This window comes from Pseudomonas nitroreducens NBRC 12694, from assembly GCF_002091755.1.
GTDB lineage: Bacteria > Pseudomonadota > Gammaproteobacteria > Pseudomonadales > Pseudomonadaceae > Pseudomonas > Pseudomonas nitroreducens.
In genome coordinates, this window is record NZ_BDAI01000025.1 from 1 (window position 1) to 15,416 (window position 15,416).

Here is a 15,416-nt window from a genome sequence, read left to right on the forward strand (position 1 = left end):
TTGACGTGCGGTTTGTTACGTTCAAATTTTTCTTTAGCCACGAGAGTAACCTCTTACTAAAAGAGCTGAATCAAGCTTGTTTTTTGGCCAGAGCTTCGACGACGTTCGCCGGAGCTTCAGCATACTTGGAGAATTCCATGGAGTAGCTAGCGCGACCCTGGGACATGGAACGCACGTCGGTTGCATAACCGAACATCTCGCCCAGCGGAACCTCGGCACGGATCACCTTACCGGAAACCGAGTCTTCCATCCCCTGAATCAGACCACGACGACGGTTCAGGTCACCCATCACGTCACCCATGTAGTCCTCAGGAGTCACCACCTCCACCTTCATGATCGGCTCCAGAACCTTGCCGCCGCCCTTCTGGGCCAGCTGCTTGGTCGCCATGGAAGCAGCGATCTTGAACGCCATCTCGTTGGAGTCGACGTCGTGGTAGGAACCATCGAAGACGGTCGCCTTCAGGCCGATCAGCGGATAGCCGGCGACAACGCCGTTCTTCATCTGCTCCTCGATGCCTTTCTGGATGGCCGGGATGTATTCCTTCGGAACCACACCGCCCACGACTTCGTTGGTGAAGACCAGGCCTTCAGTGATGTTGCCCTTCTCGTCCACATCGGGAGCGGAGAAGCGGATCCAGCAGTGACCGAACTGGCCACGGCCGCCGGACTGGCGAACGAACTTGCCTTCGATCTCGATGTTGTCCTTCGAGATGGTTTCGCGGTAGGAAACCTGCGGCTTACCGATGTTCGCTTCCACGCCGAATTCACGCTTCATGCGGTCGACGAGGATGTCCAGGTGCAGCTCACCCATACCGGAGATGATGGTCTGGCCGGTTTCTTCGTCGGTCTTGACGCGGAACGACGGGTCTTCCTGAGCCAGCTTGCCGAGGGCGATGCCCATCTTCTCCTGGTCAGCCTTGGTCTTCGGCTCAACAGCTACCGAGATCACAGGCTCCGGGAAGTCCATACGCTCGAGGATGATCGGCTTCTCGATGTCGCACAGGGTGTCACCGGTGGTGACGTCCTTCATGCCGATCAGAGCAGCGATGTCGCCAGCGCGTACTTCTTTGATCTCGTCACGCTGGTTGGCGTGCATCTGCACCATACGACCAACGCGCTCTTTCTTGCCTTTCACGGAGTTGATAACCGAGTTACCGGACTCCAGAACGCCCGAGTAGACGCGAACGAAGGTCAGAGTACCTACGAACGGGTCGGTGGCGATCTTGAACGCCAGAGCCGAGAACGGAGCATTGTCGTCAGCCGGGCGCTCGTCTTTCGGAGCGTCGTCGCCGTCGTCAATGTGATCCGGGTGAATACCCTGGATCGCCGGAATCTCGGTCGGAGCAGGCAGGAAGTCGATGACGGCGTCGAGAACCAGGGGCACGCCCTTGTTCTTGAACGAGGAGCCGCAGACAGCCGGTACGATTTCGCAAGCGATGGTACGCAGACGCAGGCCAGCCTTGATCTCTTCGATCGACAGCTCACCCTCTTCCAGGTACTTGTTCATCAGCTCTTCGTTGGCTTCGGCAGCAGCCTCGACCATGTTGTTGCGCCACTCGGTGGCCAGCTCGACCATATCAGCGGGAATTTCTTCCTCGCGATAGGAAGTGCCTTTGTCGTCTTCGTTCCAGTAGATGGCCTTCATCTTCAGCAGGTCAACCTGACCCTGGAAGTCATCTTCTGCACCGATGGCCAGCTGAACCGGAACCGGGGTGTGACCCAGGCGGTTCTTGATCTGACCGACGACGCGCAGGAAGTTGGCGCCGGCGCGGTCCATCTTGTTCACGTAAACGATACGCGGAACGCCGTACTTGTTGGCTTGACGCCATACGGTTTCGGACTGCGGCTCAACGCCGGAGGTGCCGCAGAACACCACGACGGCGCCGTCCAGTACGCGCAGGGAGCGCTCAACTTCAATGGTGAAGTCTACGTGGCCGGGGGTGTCGATGACGTTTACGCGGTACTTGTCGTACTGGCCGCGCGAACCTTCCCAGAAGGTCGTGATCGCAGCGGAGGTGATGGTGATACCACGCTCCTGCTCCTGCACCATCCAGTCGGTGGTAGCAGCGCCGTCGTGCACCTCACCCATCTTGTGGCTGAGACCTGTGTAGAACAGGATCCGCTCGGTAGTGGTGGTCTTGCCCGCGTCAACGTGGGCACAGATACCAATGTTCCGGTAGCGGTTGATTGCTGTGTTACGAGCCATAAAGCCCTCGCAGAAGTGTTGATGCCGTAATTAGAAGCGGTAGTGCGAGAACGCTTTGTTGGCCTCGGCCATACGGTGCACGTCTTCACGCTTCTTGACGGCAGCGCCTTTGCCTTCAGCGGCATCCAGCAGCTCGCCAGCCAGGCGCAGAGCCATGGACTTCTCGCCACGCTTGCGGGCGAAGTCCACCAGCCAACGCATAGCCAGTGCATTACGACGGGACGGACGTACTTCAACCGGAACCTGGTAGGTAGCACCGCCGACACGGCGGGACTTCACTTCGACCAGCGGAGCGATGGCGTCGAGTGCTTTTTCGAAGATTTCCAGGGGGTCGCCTTTACCGCGCTCTTTGACCTTGTCCAGAGCACCGTAAACGATACGCTCGGCAACGGCTTTCTTGCCGCTTTCCATCACGTGGTTCATGAACTTGGCCAGAATCTGGCTTCCGTATTTCGGATCGGCCAGGATCTCACGTTTGGCCGCTACACGACGTCTTGGCATTGATAAGCCCTCAAACGGTCTTCAGGTAATCCGGGACTCGATGCCCGACCTTACTCTTATCGACTCAGCAAATAGGAAAACAAAATTACTTCGGACGCTTCGCGCCGTACTTCGAGCGACCCTGCTTACGGTCTTTGACACCGGAGGTGTCCAGCGAACCGCGCACGGTGTGGTAGCGAACACCCGGAAGGTCTTTTACACGACCGCCACGGATCAGCACTACGCTGTGCTCTTGCAGGTTGTGACCTTCACCGCCGATGTACGAGGAAACCTCGAAACCGTTGGTCAGACGAACACGGCACACTTTACGCAGTGCGGAGTTCGGCTTCTTCGGGGTGGTGGTGTAGACGCGGGTGCATACGCCGCGACGCTGAGGGCAGTTCTGCAGGGCAGGAACGCCGCTCTTGTCTACCAGGCGCTTGCGCGGCTTGCGCACCAGCTGGTTGATAGTTGCCATCTATAGCTCCACTGATTGTCTTACGACACTTAAAAACGAAAATGGGCAGAGCAAGCGCCCTGCCAATTTTCGGGGTACAAGATACTAAAGAGCTTACGGATTCCAGTCAAGACAAAGCCCCGGTTGTCAAGACAACCGGGGCTTCGTTTGAGGCTTAGTTACCGCTCAGATTGAGCGCTTCGGCCAATGCTGCTTCAGCCTCGCTCGCGCTCACGCGCTGCGGTTTGCCGAGTTCGCGCTGACGCTTGCGCTCGCTGTGGTAAGCCAGACCGGTACCTGCCGGGATCAGTCGACCCACGACCACGTTTTCCTTCAGGCCGCGCAGGAAGTCGCGCTTGCCGGTGACCGCCGCCTCGGTGAGGACGCGGGTGGTCTCCTGGAAGGATGCCGCCGAGATGAACGACTCGGTGGACAGCGAGGCCTTGGTGATACCCAACAGAACGCGCTCGTACTTGGCCGGGAACTTGTCCTGGGTACCCAGTACTTCGTTCTCTTCCAGCACGTGGACCAGTTCGACCTGGTCGCCCTTGATGAAGGACGAATCGCCCGACTCGGCCACTTCGACCTTGCGCAGCATCTGGCGCAGGATGGTCTCGATGTGCTTGTCGTTGATCTTCACGCCCTGCAGACGGTAAACGTCCTGGATCTCGTTGACGATGTACTTGGCCAGCGAGCTCACACCCAGCAGACGGAGGATGTCGTGCGGGTTGCTCGGGCCGTCGGAGATCACTTCACCACGGCTGACTTGCTCACCTTCGAACACGTTCAGGTGACGCCACTTCGGAATCAGCTCCTCGTACGGATCGCTACCGTCGGTGGGAGTGATGACCAGACGGCGCTTGCCCTTGGTTTCCTTGCCGAAGGAGATGGTGCCGCTGATTTCCGCCAGGATCGAAGGCTCTTTCGGACGACGAGCTTCGAACAGGTCGGCAACGCGCGGCAGACCACCGGTGATGTCGCGGGTCTTCGAGGTTTCCTGCGGGATACGCGCGATAACGTCACCGATACGCACTTTCGCGCCATCGTTGAGGTTGACCAGGGCGTTCGCCGGCAGGAAGTACTGAGCCGGTACGTCGGTACCCGGCAGCAGCAGATCCTTGCCTGCGGCGTCGATCAGCTTCACGGCCGGACGGATGTCCTTGCCGGCAGCTGGACGATCCTTCGGATCCATCACTTCGATGTTGGTCAGACCGGTCAGTTCGTCGGTCTGGCGCTTGATGGTGATGCCCTCTTCCATGCCCACGAAGGCCACGGTGCCGTCCATCTCGGTGACGATCGGGTGGGTGTGCGGGTCCCACTTGGCGACGATGGCGCCCGGGTCGACCTTGTCACCTTCCTTCACGGAAATTACCGCACCGTACGGCAGCTTGTAGCGCTCGCGCTCACGACCGAAGTCGTCGGCTACCGCCAGCTCACCGGAACGGGAAACCGCCACCAGGGCGCCATCGGCACGCTCTACGTGCTTCAGGTTGTGCAGGCGAATGGTGCCGCCGTTCTTGACCTGAACGTTGTCCACGGCAGAAGTACGGCTGGCCGCACCACCGATGTGGAAGGTACGCATGGTCAGCTGGGTACCCGGCTCACCGATCGACTGGGCAGCGATAACGCCGACAGCCTCGCCGATGTTCACGCGGTGACCACGGGCCAGATCGCGGCCGTAGCACATGGCGCAAATGCCGTGACGGGTTTCGCAGGTGATCGGCGAACGCACAACGACTTCGTCGACGCTCATCTGCTCGAGGAAATCAACCCACTTCTCGTCGATCAGGGTGCCAGCTTCAACGATGACGTCGTCGCTGCCCGGCTTGAACACGTCGCGCGCAATCACACGACCGAGTACACGCTCACCCAGCGGTTCAACCACGTCGCCGCCCTCGATGTGCGGGGACATGACCAGGCCATGCTCGGTGCCGCAATCGATCTCGGTCACCACCAGATCCTGGGCCACGTCGACGAGACGACGGGTCAGGTAACCGGAGTTCGCGGTCTTCAGTGCGGTATCCGCCAGACCTTTACGAGCACCGTGAGTGGAGATGAAGTACTGGAGTACGTTCAGGCCTTCACGGAAGTTCGCGGTGATCGGGGTCTCGATGATGGAGCCGTCCGGCTTGGCCATCAGGCCACGCATACCGGCCAGCTGACGGATCTGGGCCGCAGAACCCCGCGCACCGGAGTCCGCCATCATGTACATGGAGTTGAAGGACTCCTGGTCGACCTGCTTGCCCTCGCGATCGGTCACCTTCTCTTTCGAGAGGTTGGCCATCATCGCCTTGGACACTTCGTCGTTGGCCTTGGACCAGAGGTCGATCACCTTGTTGTACTTCTCGCCCTGGGTTACCAGGCCGGAGGCGTACTGGCTCTCGATCTCCTTCACTTCCTCGGTGGCGGCATCGATGATGCGGGCCTTTTCGTCCGGGATGACGAAGTCGTTCACGCCGATCGACACACCGGAGATGGTCGAGTAGGCGAAGCCGGTGTACATCAGTTGGTCAGCGAAGATGACGGTGTCCTTCAGACCGACCACGCGATAGCAGTGGTTGATCAGCTTGGAGATCGCCTTCTTCTTCATCGACTGGTTGACCACGTCGAAGGGCAGGCCCGCCGGGACAACCTGGAACAGCAGCGCACGGCCGACGGTGGAGTCGACGATGCGGGTGTTGGCGGTCAGGGTGCCGTCTTCGTTCTTGATCTTCTCGTTGATGCGCACTTTTACGCGGGCGTGCAGGGAAACCTGACCGCTACGATATGCGCGGTCAACTTCCTGCAGGTCTGCGAACGCCATGCCCTCGCCCTTCGCGTTGATCGCTTCACGGGTCATGTAGTACAGACCCATGACCACGTCCTGCGACGGAACGATGATCGGCTCGCCGTTGGCGGGCGACAGAATGTTGTTGGTGGACATCATCAGCGCGCGCGCTTCCAACTGAGCCTCGAGGGTCAGCGGAACGTGCACGGCCATCTGGTCACCGTCGAAGTCGGCGTTGTATGCGGCGCAGACCAGCGGGTGCAGTTGGATGGCTTTACCTTCGATCAGTACCGGCTCGAACGCCTGGATGCCCAGACGGTGCAGAGTCGGCGCACGGTTCAGCAGTACGGGGTGTTCGCGGATGACTTCAGCGAGAACGTCCCACACTTCCGGCAGCTCGCGCTCGACCATCTTCTTAGCGGCCTTGATGGTGGTGGCCATGCCACGACCTTCCAGCTTGCCGAAGATGAACGGCTTGAACAGCTCCAGGGCCATTTTTTTCGGCAGACCGCACTGGTGCAGACGCAGGGTCGGACCTACGGTAATGACCGAACGGCCGGAGTAGTCCACGCGCTTGCCGAGCAGGTTCTGACGGAAGCGACCCTGCTTACCCTTGATCATGTCGGCCAGGGACTTCAGCGGGCGCTTGTTCGAGCCGGTGATGGCACGGCCGCGACGGCCGTTGTCCAGCAGGGCGTCGACGGCTTCCTGCAGCATGCGCTTTTCGTTGCGCACGATGATGTCCGGAGCAGCCAGGTCGAGCAGGCGCTTCAGACGGTTGTTACGGTTGATCACGCGGCGATACAGATCGTTCAGATCCGAGGTCGCGAAGCGGCCGCCATCCAGCGGAACCAGCGGACGCAGGTCCGGCGGCAGTACCGGCAGGACGGTCAGCACCATCCACTCGGGATGGTTGCCGGAGCCCTGGAAGGCTTCCATCAGCTTCAGGCGCTTGGACAGCTTCTTGATCTTGGTTTCCGAGTTGGTCTGCGGAATCTCTTCGCGCAGGCGGCCGATCTCGTGCTCCAGATCGATAGCGTTGAGCAGCTCGCGAACGGCTTCCGCACCCATGCGGGCGTCGAAGTCGTCACCGAACTCTTCGAGGGCTTCGAAGTACTGCTCGTCGTTCAGCAGCTGGCCCTTTTCCAGGGTGGTCATGCCCGGATCGATCACCACGTAGCTCTCGAAATAGAGCACGCGCTCGATGTCACGCAGGGTCATGTCCAGCAGCAGGCCGATACGGGACGGCAGGGACTTCAGGAACCAGATGTGGGCGACCGGCGAAGCCAGCTCGATGTGGCCCATGCGCTCACGGCGCACCTTGGCCAGCGCGACTTCAACGCCGCACTTCTCGCAGATCACACCGCGGTGCTTGAGGCGCTTGTACTTACCGCACAGGCACTCGTAGTCCTTCACCGGGCCGAAGATCTTGGCGCAGAACAGGCCATCGCGCTCCGGCTTGAAGGTGCGGTAGTTGATGGTCTCCGGCTTCTTGACTTCGCCGAAGGACCAGGAACGGATCATCTCGGGCGAGGCCAGGCCAATACGGATGGCATCGAACTCTTCGATCTGACCCTGGTTTTTCAACAGATTAAGCAAGTCTTTCAAGGCCTTTCCTCCTCACGGACCCGGTGCGACCGGCCTTGACCAGCCGCACCGTCTGACGTCACGTGTTATTCGGTTTCCAGTTCGATATCGATGCCGAGCGAGCGGATCTCTTTGATCAACACGTTGAAGGACTCGGGCATGCCGGCCTCCATGCGGTGATCCCCGTCCACGATGTTCTTGTACATCTTGGTACGGCCGTTCACGTCGTCCGACTTCACGGTCAGCATTTCCTGCAGGGTGTAGGCGGCACCGTAGGCTTCCAGCGCCCAGACCTCCATCTCCCCGAAACGCTGGCCACCGAACTGCGCCTTACCACCCAGCGGCTGCTGGGTAACCAGGCTGTAGGAGCCGGTGGAACGTGCGTGCATCTTGTCATCGACCAGGTGGTTCAGCTTGAGCATGTACATGTAACCCACAGTGGTCGTACGCTCAAACTGGTTGCCGGTGCGGCCGTCATACAGACGCATCTGACCGCTCTCCGGCAGATCGGCCAGCTTCAGCATGGCCTTGATCTCGCGCTCCTTGGCACCGTCGAACACCGGGGTAGCCATGGGCACGCCGCCCTTGAGGTTGTTGGCCAGAGCGAGGATCTCGTTATCGTTCAGCTCGTCCAGGCTCTCCTGGCGGCCACCGATCTCGTTGTAGATCTCGTTCAGGAAGACACGCAACTCGGCGATCTTGCGCTGCTCTTCGAGCATGCGGTTGATCTTCTCGCCCAGGCCCTTGGCCGCGAGACCCAGGTGGGTTTCGAGGATCTGACCGACGTTCATACGCGACGGTACGCCCAGCGGGTTCAGAACGATATCCACCGGAGTACCGTTGGCATCGTGCGGCATGTCTTCGACCGGCATGATCACCGAGACCACACCCTTGTTACCGTGGCGGCCCGCCATCTTGTCGCCCGGCTGGATGCGGCGCTTGATGGCGAGGTAGACCTTGACGATCTTCAGTACGCCCGGCGCCAGGTCGTCGCCCTGCTGCAGCTTGCGCTTCTTGTCTTCGAACTTGTCGTCGAGCATCTGGCGACGGTCGCTGATGTAGGCCTGGGCCTTCTCCAGCTGCTCGTTCAGAGCGTCTTCCGCCATGCGCAGCTTGAACCACTGGCCGCGCTCGAGGCCGTCCAGGTACTCGTCGGTGATCTCTGCGCCTTTCTTCAGGGCAGGACCGCCATCGGCCTTGGCACCGACCAGAGCGGAACGCAGACGCTCGAAGGTCGCGCCTTCGACGATGCGGAACTCTTCGTTCAGGTCCTTGCGGATCTCGTCCAGCTGCATCTTCTCGATGGACAGGGCACGGCTGTCGCGCTCCACGCCATCACGGGTGAAGACCTGTACGTCGATGACGGTGCCCTTGGTACCGGTCGGCACACGCAGGGAGGTGTCCTTCACGTCGGACGCCTTCTCACCGAAGATCGCGCGCAGCAGCTTCTCTTCCGGAGTCAGCTGGGTCTCGCCTTTCGGGGTGACCTTGCCGACCAGGATGTCGCCGGCCTGTACTTCGGCGCCGACGTAGACGATGCCTGCTTCGTCCAGCTTATTCAGCGCAGCCTCACCCACGTTCGGGATGTCCGCGGTGATTTCCTCTGGGCCGAGCTTGGTGTCACGGGCAACGCAGGTCAGTTCCTGGATGTGGATCGTGGTGAAACGATCTTCCTGGACCACGCGCTCGGACAGGCAGATGGAGTCTTCGAAGTTGAAGCCGTTCCAGGGCATGAACGCAACGCGCATGTTCTGACCCAGAGCCAGTTCACCCATATCGGTGGACGGACCGTCGGCCAGGATGTCGCTGCGCGAAACCTGATCACCCTTCTGCACCAGCGGACGCTGGTTGATGCAGGTGTTCTGGTTGGAACGGGTGTACTTGGTCAGGTTGTAGATGTCGACGCCGGCTTCGCCAGTCTCGACTTCATCGTCGTTCACGCGGACCACGATACGGCTGGCGTCGACCGAGTCGATCACGCCGCCACGACGAGCCACCACGCAGACGCCGGAGTCACGGGCAACGTTGCGCTCCATGCCGGTACCGACCAGCGGCTTGTCGGCGCGCAGGGTCGGTACAGCCTGACGCTGCATGTTCGAACCCATGAGTGCACGGTTGGCGTCGTCGTGCTCGAGGAACGGAATCAGCGAGGCAGCGACGGAAACGACCTGCTTCGGCGATACGTCCATGAGGGTGACGTCTTCCGGCGCCTTCACGGTGAATTCGTTCAGGTGACGGACGGCTACCAGTTCGTCGATCAACTGACCCTTTTCGTTCAGGGTCGCCGAGGCCTGGGCGATCACATGATCGGCCTCTTCGATCGCGGACAGGAAGACGATGTCGTCGCTGACCAGACCTTCCTTCACCACGCGGTACGGGCTTTCCAGGAAGCCGTACTTGTTGGTGCGAGCGTAGGTGGCCAGGGAGTTGATCAGACCGATGTTCGGACCTTCAGGGGTTTCGATCGGGCACACGCGGCCGTAGTGGGTCGGGTGTACGTCACGAACCTCGAAGCCCGCGCGCTCACGGGTCAGACCACCCGGGCCGAGTGCGGAGACACGGCGTTTGTGAGTGATCTCGGAGAGCGGGTTGTTCTGGTCCATGAACTGCGACAGCTGGCTGGAACCGAAGAACTCCTTGATCGCGGCAGCCACCGGCTTGGCGTTGATCAGGTCCTGCGGCATCAGGCCTTCGCTTTCGGCCATCGACAGACGTTCCTTGACCGCGCGCTCGACACGCACCAGGCCAACGCGGAACTGGTTCTCGGCCATTTCGCCGACGCAACGAACGCGACGGTTACCCAGGTGGTCGATGTCGTCGACGATGCCTTTACCGTTACGGATGGCAACCAGGGTCTTGAGGACCTCGACGATATCTTCCTTGCTGAGGACACCCGCGCCTTCGATCTCGGTACGACCGATGCGGCGGTTGAACTTCATACGGCCGACTGCCGAAAGGTCGTAACGCTCGGCGCTGAAGAACAGGTTGCCGAACAGGGTTTCGGCGGCTTCCTTGGTCGGCGGCTCACCGGGACGCATCATGCGATAGATCTCGACCAGCGCTTCCAGTTGGTTGCTGGTGGAGTCGATCTTCAGCGTGTCGGAGATGAACGGACCACAGTCGATATCGTTGGTGTACAGAGTTTCCAGGCGCGCAACCTGGGCCTTGGCAATCTTGGCCAGGGCATCGACGGTCAGCTCGGTGTTGCACTCGGCGATGATCTCGCCGGTAGCCGGGTGCACGACAGCCTTGGCCACGGTACGGCCAATCAAGTAGTCGAACGGCACTTCCAGCTGGGTGATACCAGCCTTCTCGAGCTGGTTGATGTGGCGCGCAGTGATACGACGGCCCGCCTCGACGATGACCTTGCCGCTGGCATCCTTGATGTCGAAGCTGGCGATCTCGCCACGCAGACGCGACGGCACCAATTCCAGGTTCAGGGTCTCGCCCTTGATCTGGTAGACGTTGGTGTCATAGAACGCGTTGAGGATTTCCTCGGTGCTGTAGTTCAGCGCGCGCAGCAGGACGGAAGCCGGCAGTTTGCGGCGACGGTCGATACGAACGAACACGCAGTCCTTCGGATCGAACTCGAAGTCGAGCCACGAACCGCGGTAAGGAATGATACGAGCGGAGTACAGCAGCTTGCCGGAGCTGTGGGTCTTGCCACGGTCGTGGTCGAAGAACACACCCGGGGAACGGTGCAGCTGGGAAACGATGACGCGCTCGGTACCGTTGATGATGAAGGTACCGTTCTCGGTCATCAGGGGGATTTCCCCCATGTAGACTTCTTGTTCCTTGATGTCCTTGATCGCTTTGTTCGACGATTCTTTGTCGAAAATGATCAGGCGCACTTTCACACGCAGCGGGACCGCGAAGGTCACACCGCGCAGCACGCATTCCTTGACATCGAATGCCGGCTCACCGAGGCGGTAGCCGACGTATTCCAGGGCAGCATTGCCGGAATAGCTGATAATCGGGAAGACGGACTTGAAGGCCGCATGCAGGCCGATGTCTCGAACCTGGTCCTTGCTCGCACCGGCCTGCAGGAATTCGCGATAGGAATCCAGCTGGATGGCCAGCAAATACGGCACATCCATGACGTCCGGCAACTTGCTAAAGTCCTTGCGGATACGTTTTTTCTCAGTGTATGAGTAAGCCATCAGCGTTCCCCAGCTTGGTCACCTGCTTGATTGGCCTCTCCCGCGCGGGGAGCAGCCCAAAATCGTGCAAACCCTTGGTTTGCGCCGCCAGTCGTGGCGGGATTTTCACGTCATGGAGGGGCACCCACGGCACCCCACCCATAACGGAAAAAGGCCGGTGGCATTTGCCACCAGCCATCAGCCTGTCGCTTAACGCTCGGGCTGTCGACGCAAGGTACGAACTTACTTGAGCTCGACCTTGGCGCCTGCTTCTTCCAGGGCTTTCTTGGCAGCTTCGGCTTCTTCTTTCGAAGCGCCTTCCTTGACCACGCCCGGGGCGCCGTCAACGACAGCCTTGGCTTCTTTCAGGCCCAGGCCGGTCAGTTCACGAACGACCTTGATCACGTTCACTTTCTTGTCGCCAGCTTCGGCCAGGACGATGGTGAACTCGGTCTGCTCTTCAGCAGCGGCAGCAGCCGGGCCGGCAGCAGCAACGGTAGCGGCAGCAGCGGTAACGCCGAACTTCTCTTCCATCGCCTTGATCAGTTCAACGATCTGCATGACGGACATTTCGGATACGGCGGAGATGATGTCTTCGTTGGTCAGAGCCATGACTCTAATTCCTGTATTGGGTGACGGCCTAAGGCCATCGAATTAAACAAAAAAGGTTGAAAGCAGCTGTCGAGCCTTAGGCTGCGGTCGCTTCTTTCTGATCGCGAATTGCCGCCAGAGTACGAGCCAGCTTGCTGGTAGCGCCTTGGATCACGCTCATCAGCTGTGCAACAGCTTCGTTGTAGGTCGGCAGGGTCGCCAGCACGTCGATCTGATTGGCTGCGAGGAACTGACCCTCGAACGCGGCCGCCTTGATCTCGAACTTGTCCTGACCCTTGGCAAACTCCTTGAAGATACGAGCGGCAGCGCCCGGATGTTCGTTGGAGAAAGCAATCAGGGTCGGGCCCTTGAACGTGTCGTTGAGCACTTCAAACTGAGTGCCTTCAACGGCGCGCTTGAGCAGGGTGTTACGTACGACTTTCACGTACACACCAGCTGCGCGGGCCTCTTTACGGAGTCCGGTCATAGCGCCGACAGTCACGCCGCGTGCATCAACCACGACAGCGGACAGACCGGCTTTGGCAGCCTCGTTGACTTCAGCGACGATGGCCTTCTTGTCTTCGAGTTTAATTGCCACGGGTTTACTCCTGGATGTTACCGATTCGCCCAGCCAGAGCCGGGCGGCGTTTTGGTGTCTGATTCGGTAAACGAATCGGGAGCACCATCTGCGTAGGCTTGAGAGGATCGCCTCCCGGGTTTAAGGCTTGCGCCGCCTACGGTCTTGGATAGCCCCCGCCAGGCAGGGACCCCAATACCTGCGAACAGTGGGCGAACCCACTGCTCGACTTAGTTCATCAGCCTTCCAGCGAAGCCTGATCGATCTGCAGACCTGGGCCCATGGTGGTGCTCAGGGTTACGCGCTGAACGTACACGCCCTTCGAGGAGGACGGCTTCAGACGCTTCAGATCGCTCAGCAGCGCTTCCACGTTCTGCTTCAGCTTGACCGGCTCGAAGTCGATCTTGCCAACGGAAGCGTGGATGATGCCGTTCTTGTCGGTACGGAAACGTACCTGACCGGCTTTGGCGTTCTTGACAGCGGTGGCGACGTCCGGGGTCACGGTGCCGACTTTCGGGTTCGGCATCAGACCGCGCGGGCCGAGAACCTGGCCCAGCTGGCCAACAACACGCATCGCGTCCGGGGAGGCGATGACGACGTCGTAGTTCAGGTCGCCGGCTTTCATTTCGGCAGCCAGTTCGTCCATGCCAACCTTGTCTGCACCAGCAGCCAGGGCAGCTTCAACACCAGGACCCTGGGTGAAGACGGCAACGCGTACGGATTTGCCGGTGCCGTTCGGCAGAACAGTGGCACCACGCACGACCTGGTCGGATTTACGCGGATCAACGCCCAGATTGATGGCGATGTCCACGGACTCCTTGAACTTGATGGTCGACAGTTCGGCCAGCAGCTTGGCGGCATCTTCGAAGCCGTATTGCTTGCCCGCTTCAACCTTCTCGGCGATAGCCTTTTGACGCTTGGTCAGCTTAGCCATTACACACCCTCCACGTTCAGGCCCATGCTGCGCGCGGAGCCAGCAATGGTGCGTACGGCAGCGTCCAGGTCAGCAGCGGTCAGGTCAGCCTGCTTGGCCTTGGCGATCTCTTCCAGCTGGGCACGGGTAACAGTGCCGACTTTCTGAGAGTTCGGACGAGCGGAACCGCTGGTGATGCCAGCTGCTTTTTTCAGCAGGACGGCAGCCGGGGTGCTCTTGGTTTCGAAGGTGAAGCTACGGTCGCTGTATACAGTGATGATCACAGGAGTCGGCAGACCCGGCTCTTGGCCTTGAGTCTTGGCGTTGAACGCCTTGCAGAATTCCATGATGTTCACGCCATGCTGACCCAGAGCGGGGCCTACGGGCGGCGACGGGTTGGCCTGGCCGGCCTTAACTTGCAGCTTGATGTAAGCCGTGATTTTCTTAGCCATTTGCTACTCCAAATGCGGGTCAAGCGCCCTGACGGGCTCCCCGGTTGCTATCGCGTTTATCCCAATGACGACAAAACCCCGCAGCCTAGGGCTGCGGGGTGTGGGATTCATTGTGCCAGTTAGACTTTCTCTACCTGACTGAACTCCAGCTCTACCGGAGTAGAGCGACCGAAAATGAGCACGGCGACCTGGATGCGGCTCTTTTCGTAGTTAACTTCTTCGACGACACCATTGAAGTCGGCGAACGGACCATCGATCACACGAACAGTCTCGCCCGGCTCGAACAGGGTCTTCGGCTTGGGCTTGTCGCCGCTATCGGCAACGCGGCGCAGAATGGCATCAGCTTCTTTATCAGTGATAGGCGCCGGCTTGTCGGCAGTACCACCAATGAAGCCCATGACGCGAGGAGTGTCCTTGACCAAGTGCCAGGTACCCTCGTTCATCTCCATCTGCACCAGGACATAACCCGGGAAGAATTTGCGCTCACTCTTGCGCTTCTGGCCGTTCCGCATCTCTACCACTTCTTCGGTAGGGACCAGAATCTCACCAAACCCGTCTTCCATGCCGGCCAGTTTGACCCGCTCGATCAGCGAGCGCATGACATGCTTCTCGTAACCCGAGTAGGCATGCACAACGTACCAACGCTTAGCCACGGAACACCCTTAACCTACGATCATGGAAACCAGCCAACCCAGCAGGGAGTCGAGCCCCCAAAGCACCAGCGCCATTACCAGCACTACTGCCACTACGATCAGCGTGGTCTGAGTTGTCTCTTGACGAGACGGCCATACAACCTTGCGAATCTCGGCGCGAGCCTCTTTAGCCAAAGTAAAGAACGCACGCCCCTTGACGGTCTGCAGCGCAATGAAACCTGCAACAGCCGCCATCACGAGGATACCGAGAACGCGATAGAAGATCGGTTGCGTGGAGTAATACTGGTTGGCAACCACAGCCACCACCACCAGCACCGCAACCACAAGCCACTTCAAGAGATCAAGACGCGACTCTTTGGCTTCTACCTTCGCATTCATCTGCTAGGAATCCCGTTTAAAGAAGTGCCAGATCTTGAGGAATCTGGCAGGCCAGGAGGGAATCGAACCCCCAACCTGCGGTTTTGGAGACCGCCGCTCTGCCAATTGAGCTACTGGCCTAGAACAAAGTCAGGCCGACCATTATGCCGGCCTGATAGGGAAAGATCAATCGATTATTCGATGATCTTGGCAACCACGCCGGCGCCAACGGTACGA

The 15,416-nt window shown here is 59.7% G+C and carries 11 protein-coding genes and 1 tRNA gene; all 12 read right to left on the minus strand.

Annotation, left to right across the window (positions count from 1 at the left end; all coding sequences use genetic code 11):
* Positions 1-70: 70 nt before the first annotated feature.
* Positions 71-2,206 (minus strand): elongation factor G, encoded by a 2,136-nt coding sequence (gene fusA / locus PNI01S_RS27910; RefSeq protein WP_024767126.1) that lies wholly within the window; start codon positions 2,204-2,206, stop codon positions 71-73.
* A 30-nt stretch (positions 2,207-2,236) separates the two neighbouring features.
* On the minus strand, positions 2,237-2,707 hold the full coding sequence (rpsG, locus tag PNI01S_RS27915) for a 30S ribosomal protein S7 (protein ID WP_024767125.1): 471 nt from the start codon (positions 2,705-2,707) through the stop codon (positions 2,237-2,239).
* Positions 2,708-2,792: 85 nt separating this feature from the next.
* Positions 2,793-3,164: a 30S ribosomal protein S12 gene (gene rpsL, locus PNI01S_RS27920; protein ID WP_015475317.1), complete on the minus strand. Its 372-nt coding sequence runs from the start codon at positions 3,162-3,164 to the stop codon at positions 2,793-2,795.
* A gap of 154 nt (positions 3,165-3,318) precedes the next feature.
* The gene (gene rpoC / locus PNI01S_RS27925) at positions 3,319-7,518 is read right to left on the minus strand and encodes a DNA-directed RNA polymerase subunit beta' (RefSeq protein WP_084359847.1); all 4,200 of its coding nucleotides are present in this window, start codon (positions 7,516-7,518) and stop codon (positions 3,319-3,321) included.
* Between the two features lie 65 nt (positions 7,519-7,583).
* Positions 7,584-11,657 (minus strand): DNA-directed RNA polymerase subunit beta, encoded by a 4,074-nt coding sequence (gene rpoB, locus PNI01S_RS27930; protein WP_024767123.1) that lies wholly within the window; start codon positions 11,655-11,657, stop codon positions 7,584-7,586.
* 222 nt (positions 11,658-11,879) lie between these two features.
* On the minus strand, positions 11,880-12,248 hold the full coding sequence (gene rplL, locus PNI01S_RS27935) for a 50S ribosomal protein L7/L12 (RefSeq protein WP_017516430.1): 369 nt from the start codon (positions 12,246-12,248) through the stop codon (positions 11,880-11,882).
* A 76-nt stretch (positions 12,249-12,324) separates the two neighbouring features.
* Positions 12,325-12,825, minus strand: a complete 501-nt coding sequence (gene rplJ, locus PNI01S_RS27940) for a 50S ribosomal protein L10 (protein ID WP_017516429.1) — start codon at positions 12,823-12,825, stop codon at positions 12,325-12,327.
* 217 nt (positions 12,826-13,042) lie between these two features.
* Complete coding sequence (gene rplA, locus PNI01S_RS27945) at positions 13,043-13,738, minus strand: 50S ribosomal protein L1 (RefSeq protein WP_017516428.1); 696 nt, start codon at positions 13,736-13,738, stop codon at positions 13,043-13,045.
* On the minus strand, positions 13,738-14,169 hold the full coding sequence (rplK, locus tag PNI01S_RS27950) for a 50S ribosomal protein L11 (protein ID WP_024767122.1): 432 nt from the start codon (positions 14,167-14,169) through the stop codon (positions 13,738-13,740). The genes rplA and rplK overlap by 1 nt, the downstream gene beginning before the upstream one ends.
* 119 nt (positions 14,170-14,288) lie before the next feature.
* Complete coding sequence (gene nusG / locus PNI01S_RS27955; RefSeq protein ID WP_015475310.1) at positions 14,289-14,822, minus strand: transcription termination/antitermination protein NusG; 534 nt, start codon at positions 14,820-14,822, stop codon at positions 14,289-14,291.
* A gap of 9 nt (positions 14,823-14,831) precedes the next feature.
* The gene (gene secE, locus PNI01S_RS27960; protein ID WP_024767121.1) at positions 14,832-15,200 is read right to left on the minus strand and encodes a preprotein translocase subunit SecE; all 369 of its coding nucleotides are present in this window, start codon (positions 15,198-15,200) and stop codon (positions 14,832-14,834) included.
* A 44-nt stretch (positions 15,201-15,244) separates the two neighbouring features.
* Positions 15,245-15,320 (minus strand) — tRNA-Trp (locus PNI01S_RS27965).
* Positions 15,321-15,416: the final 96 nt, after the last annotated feature.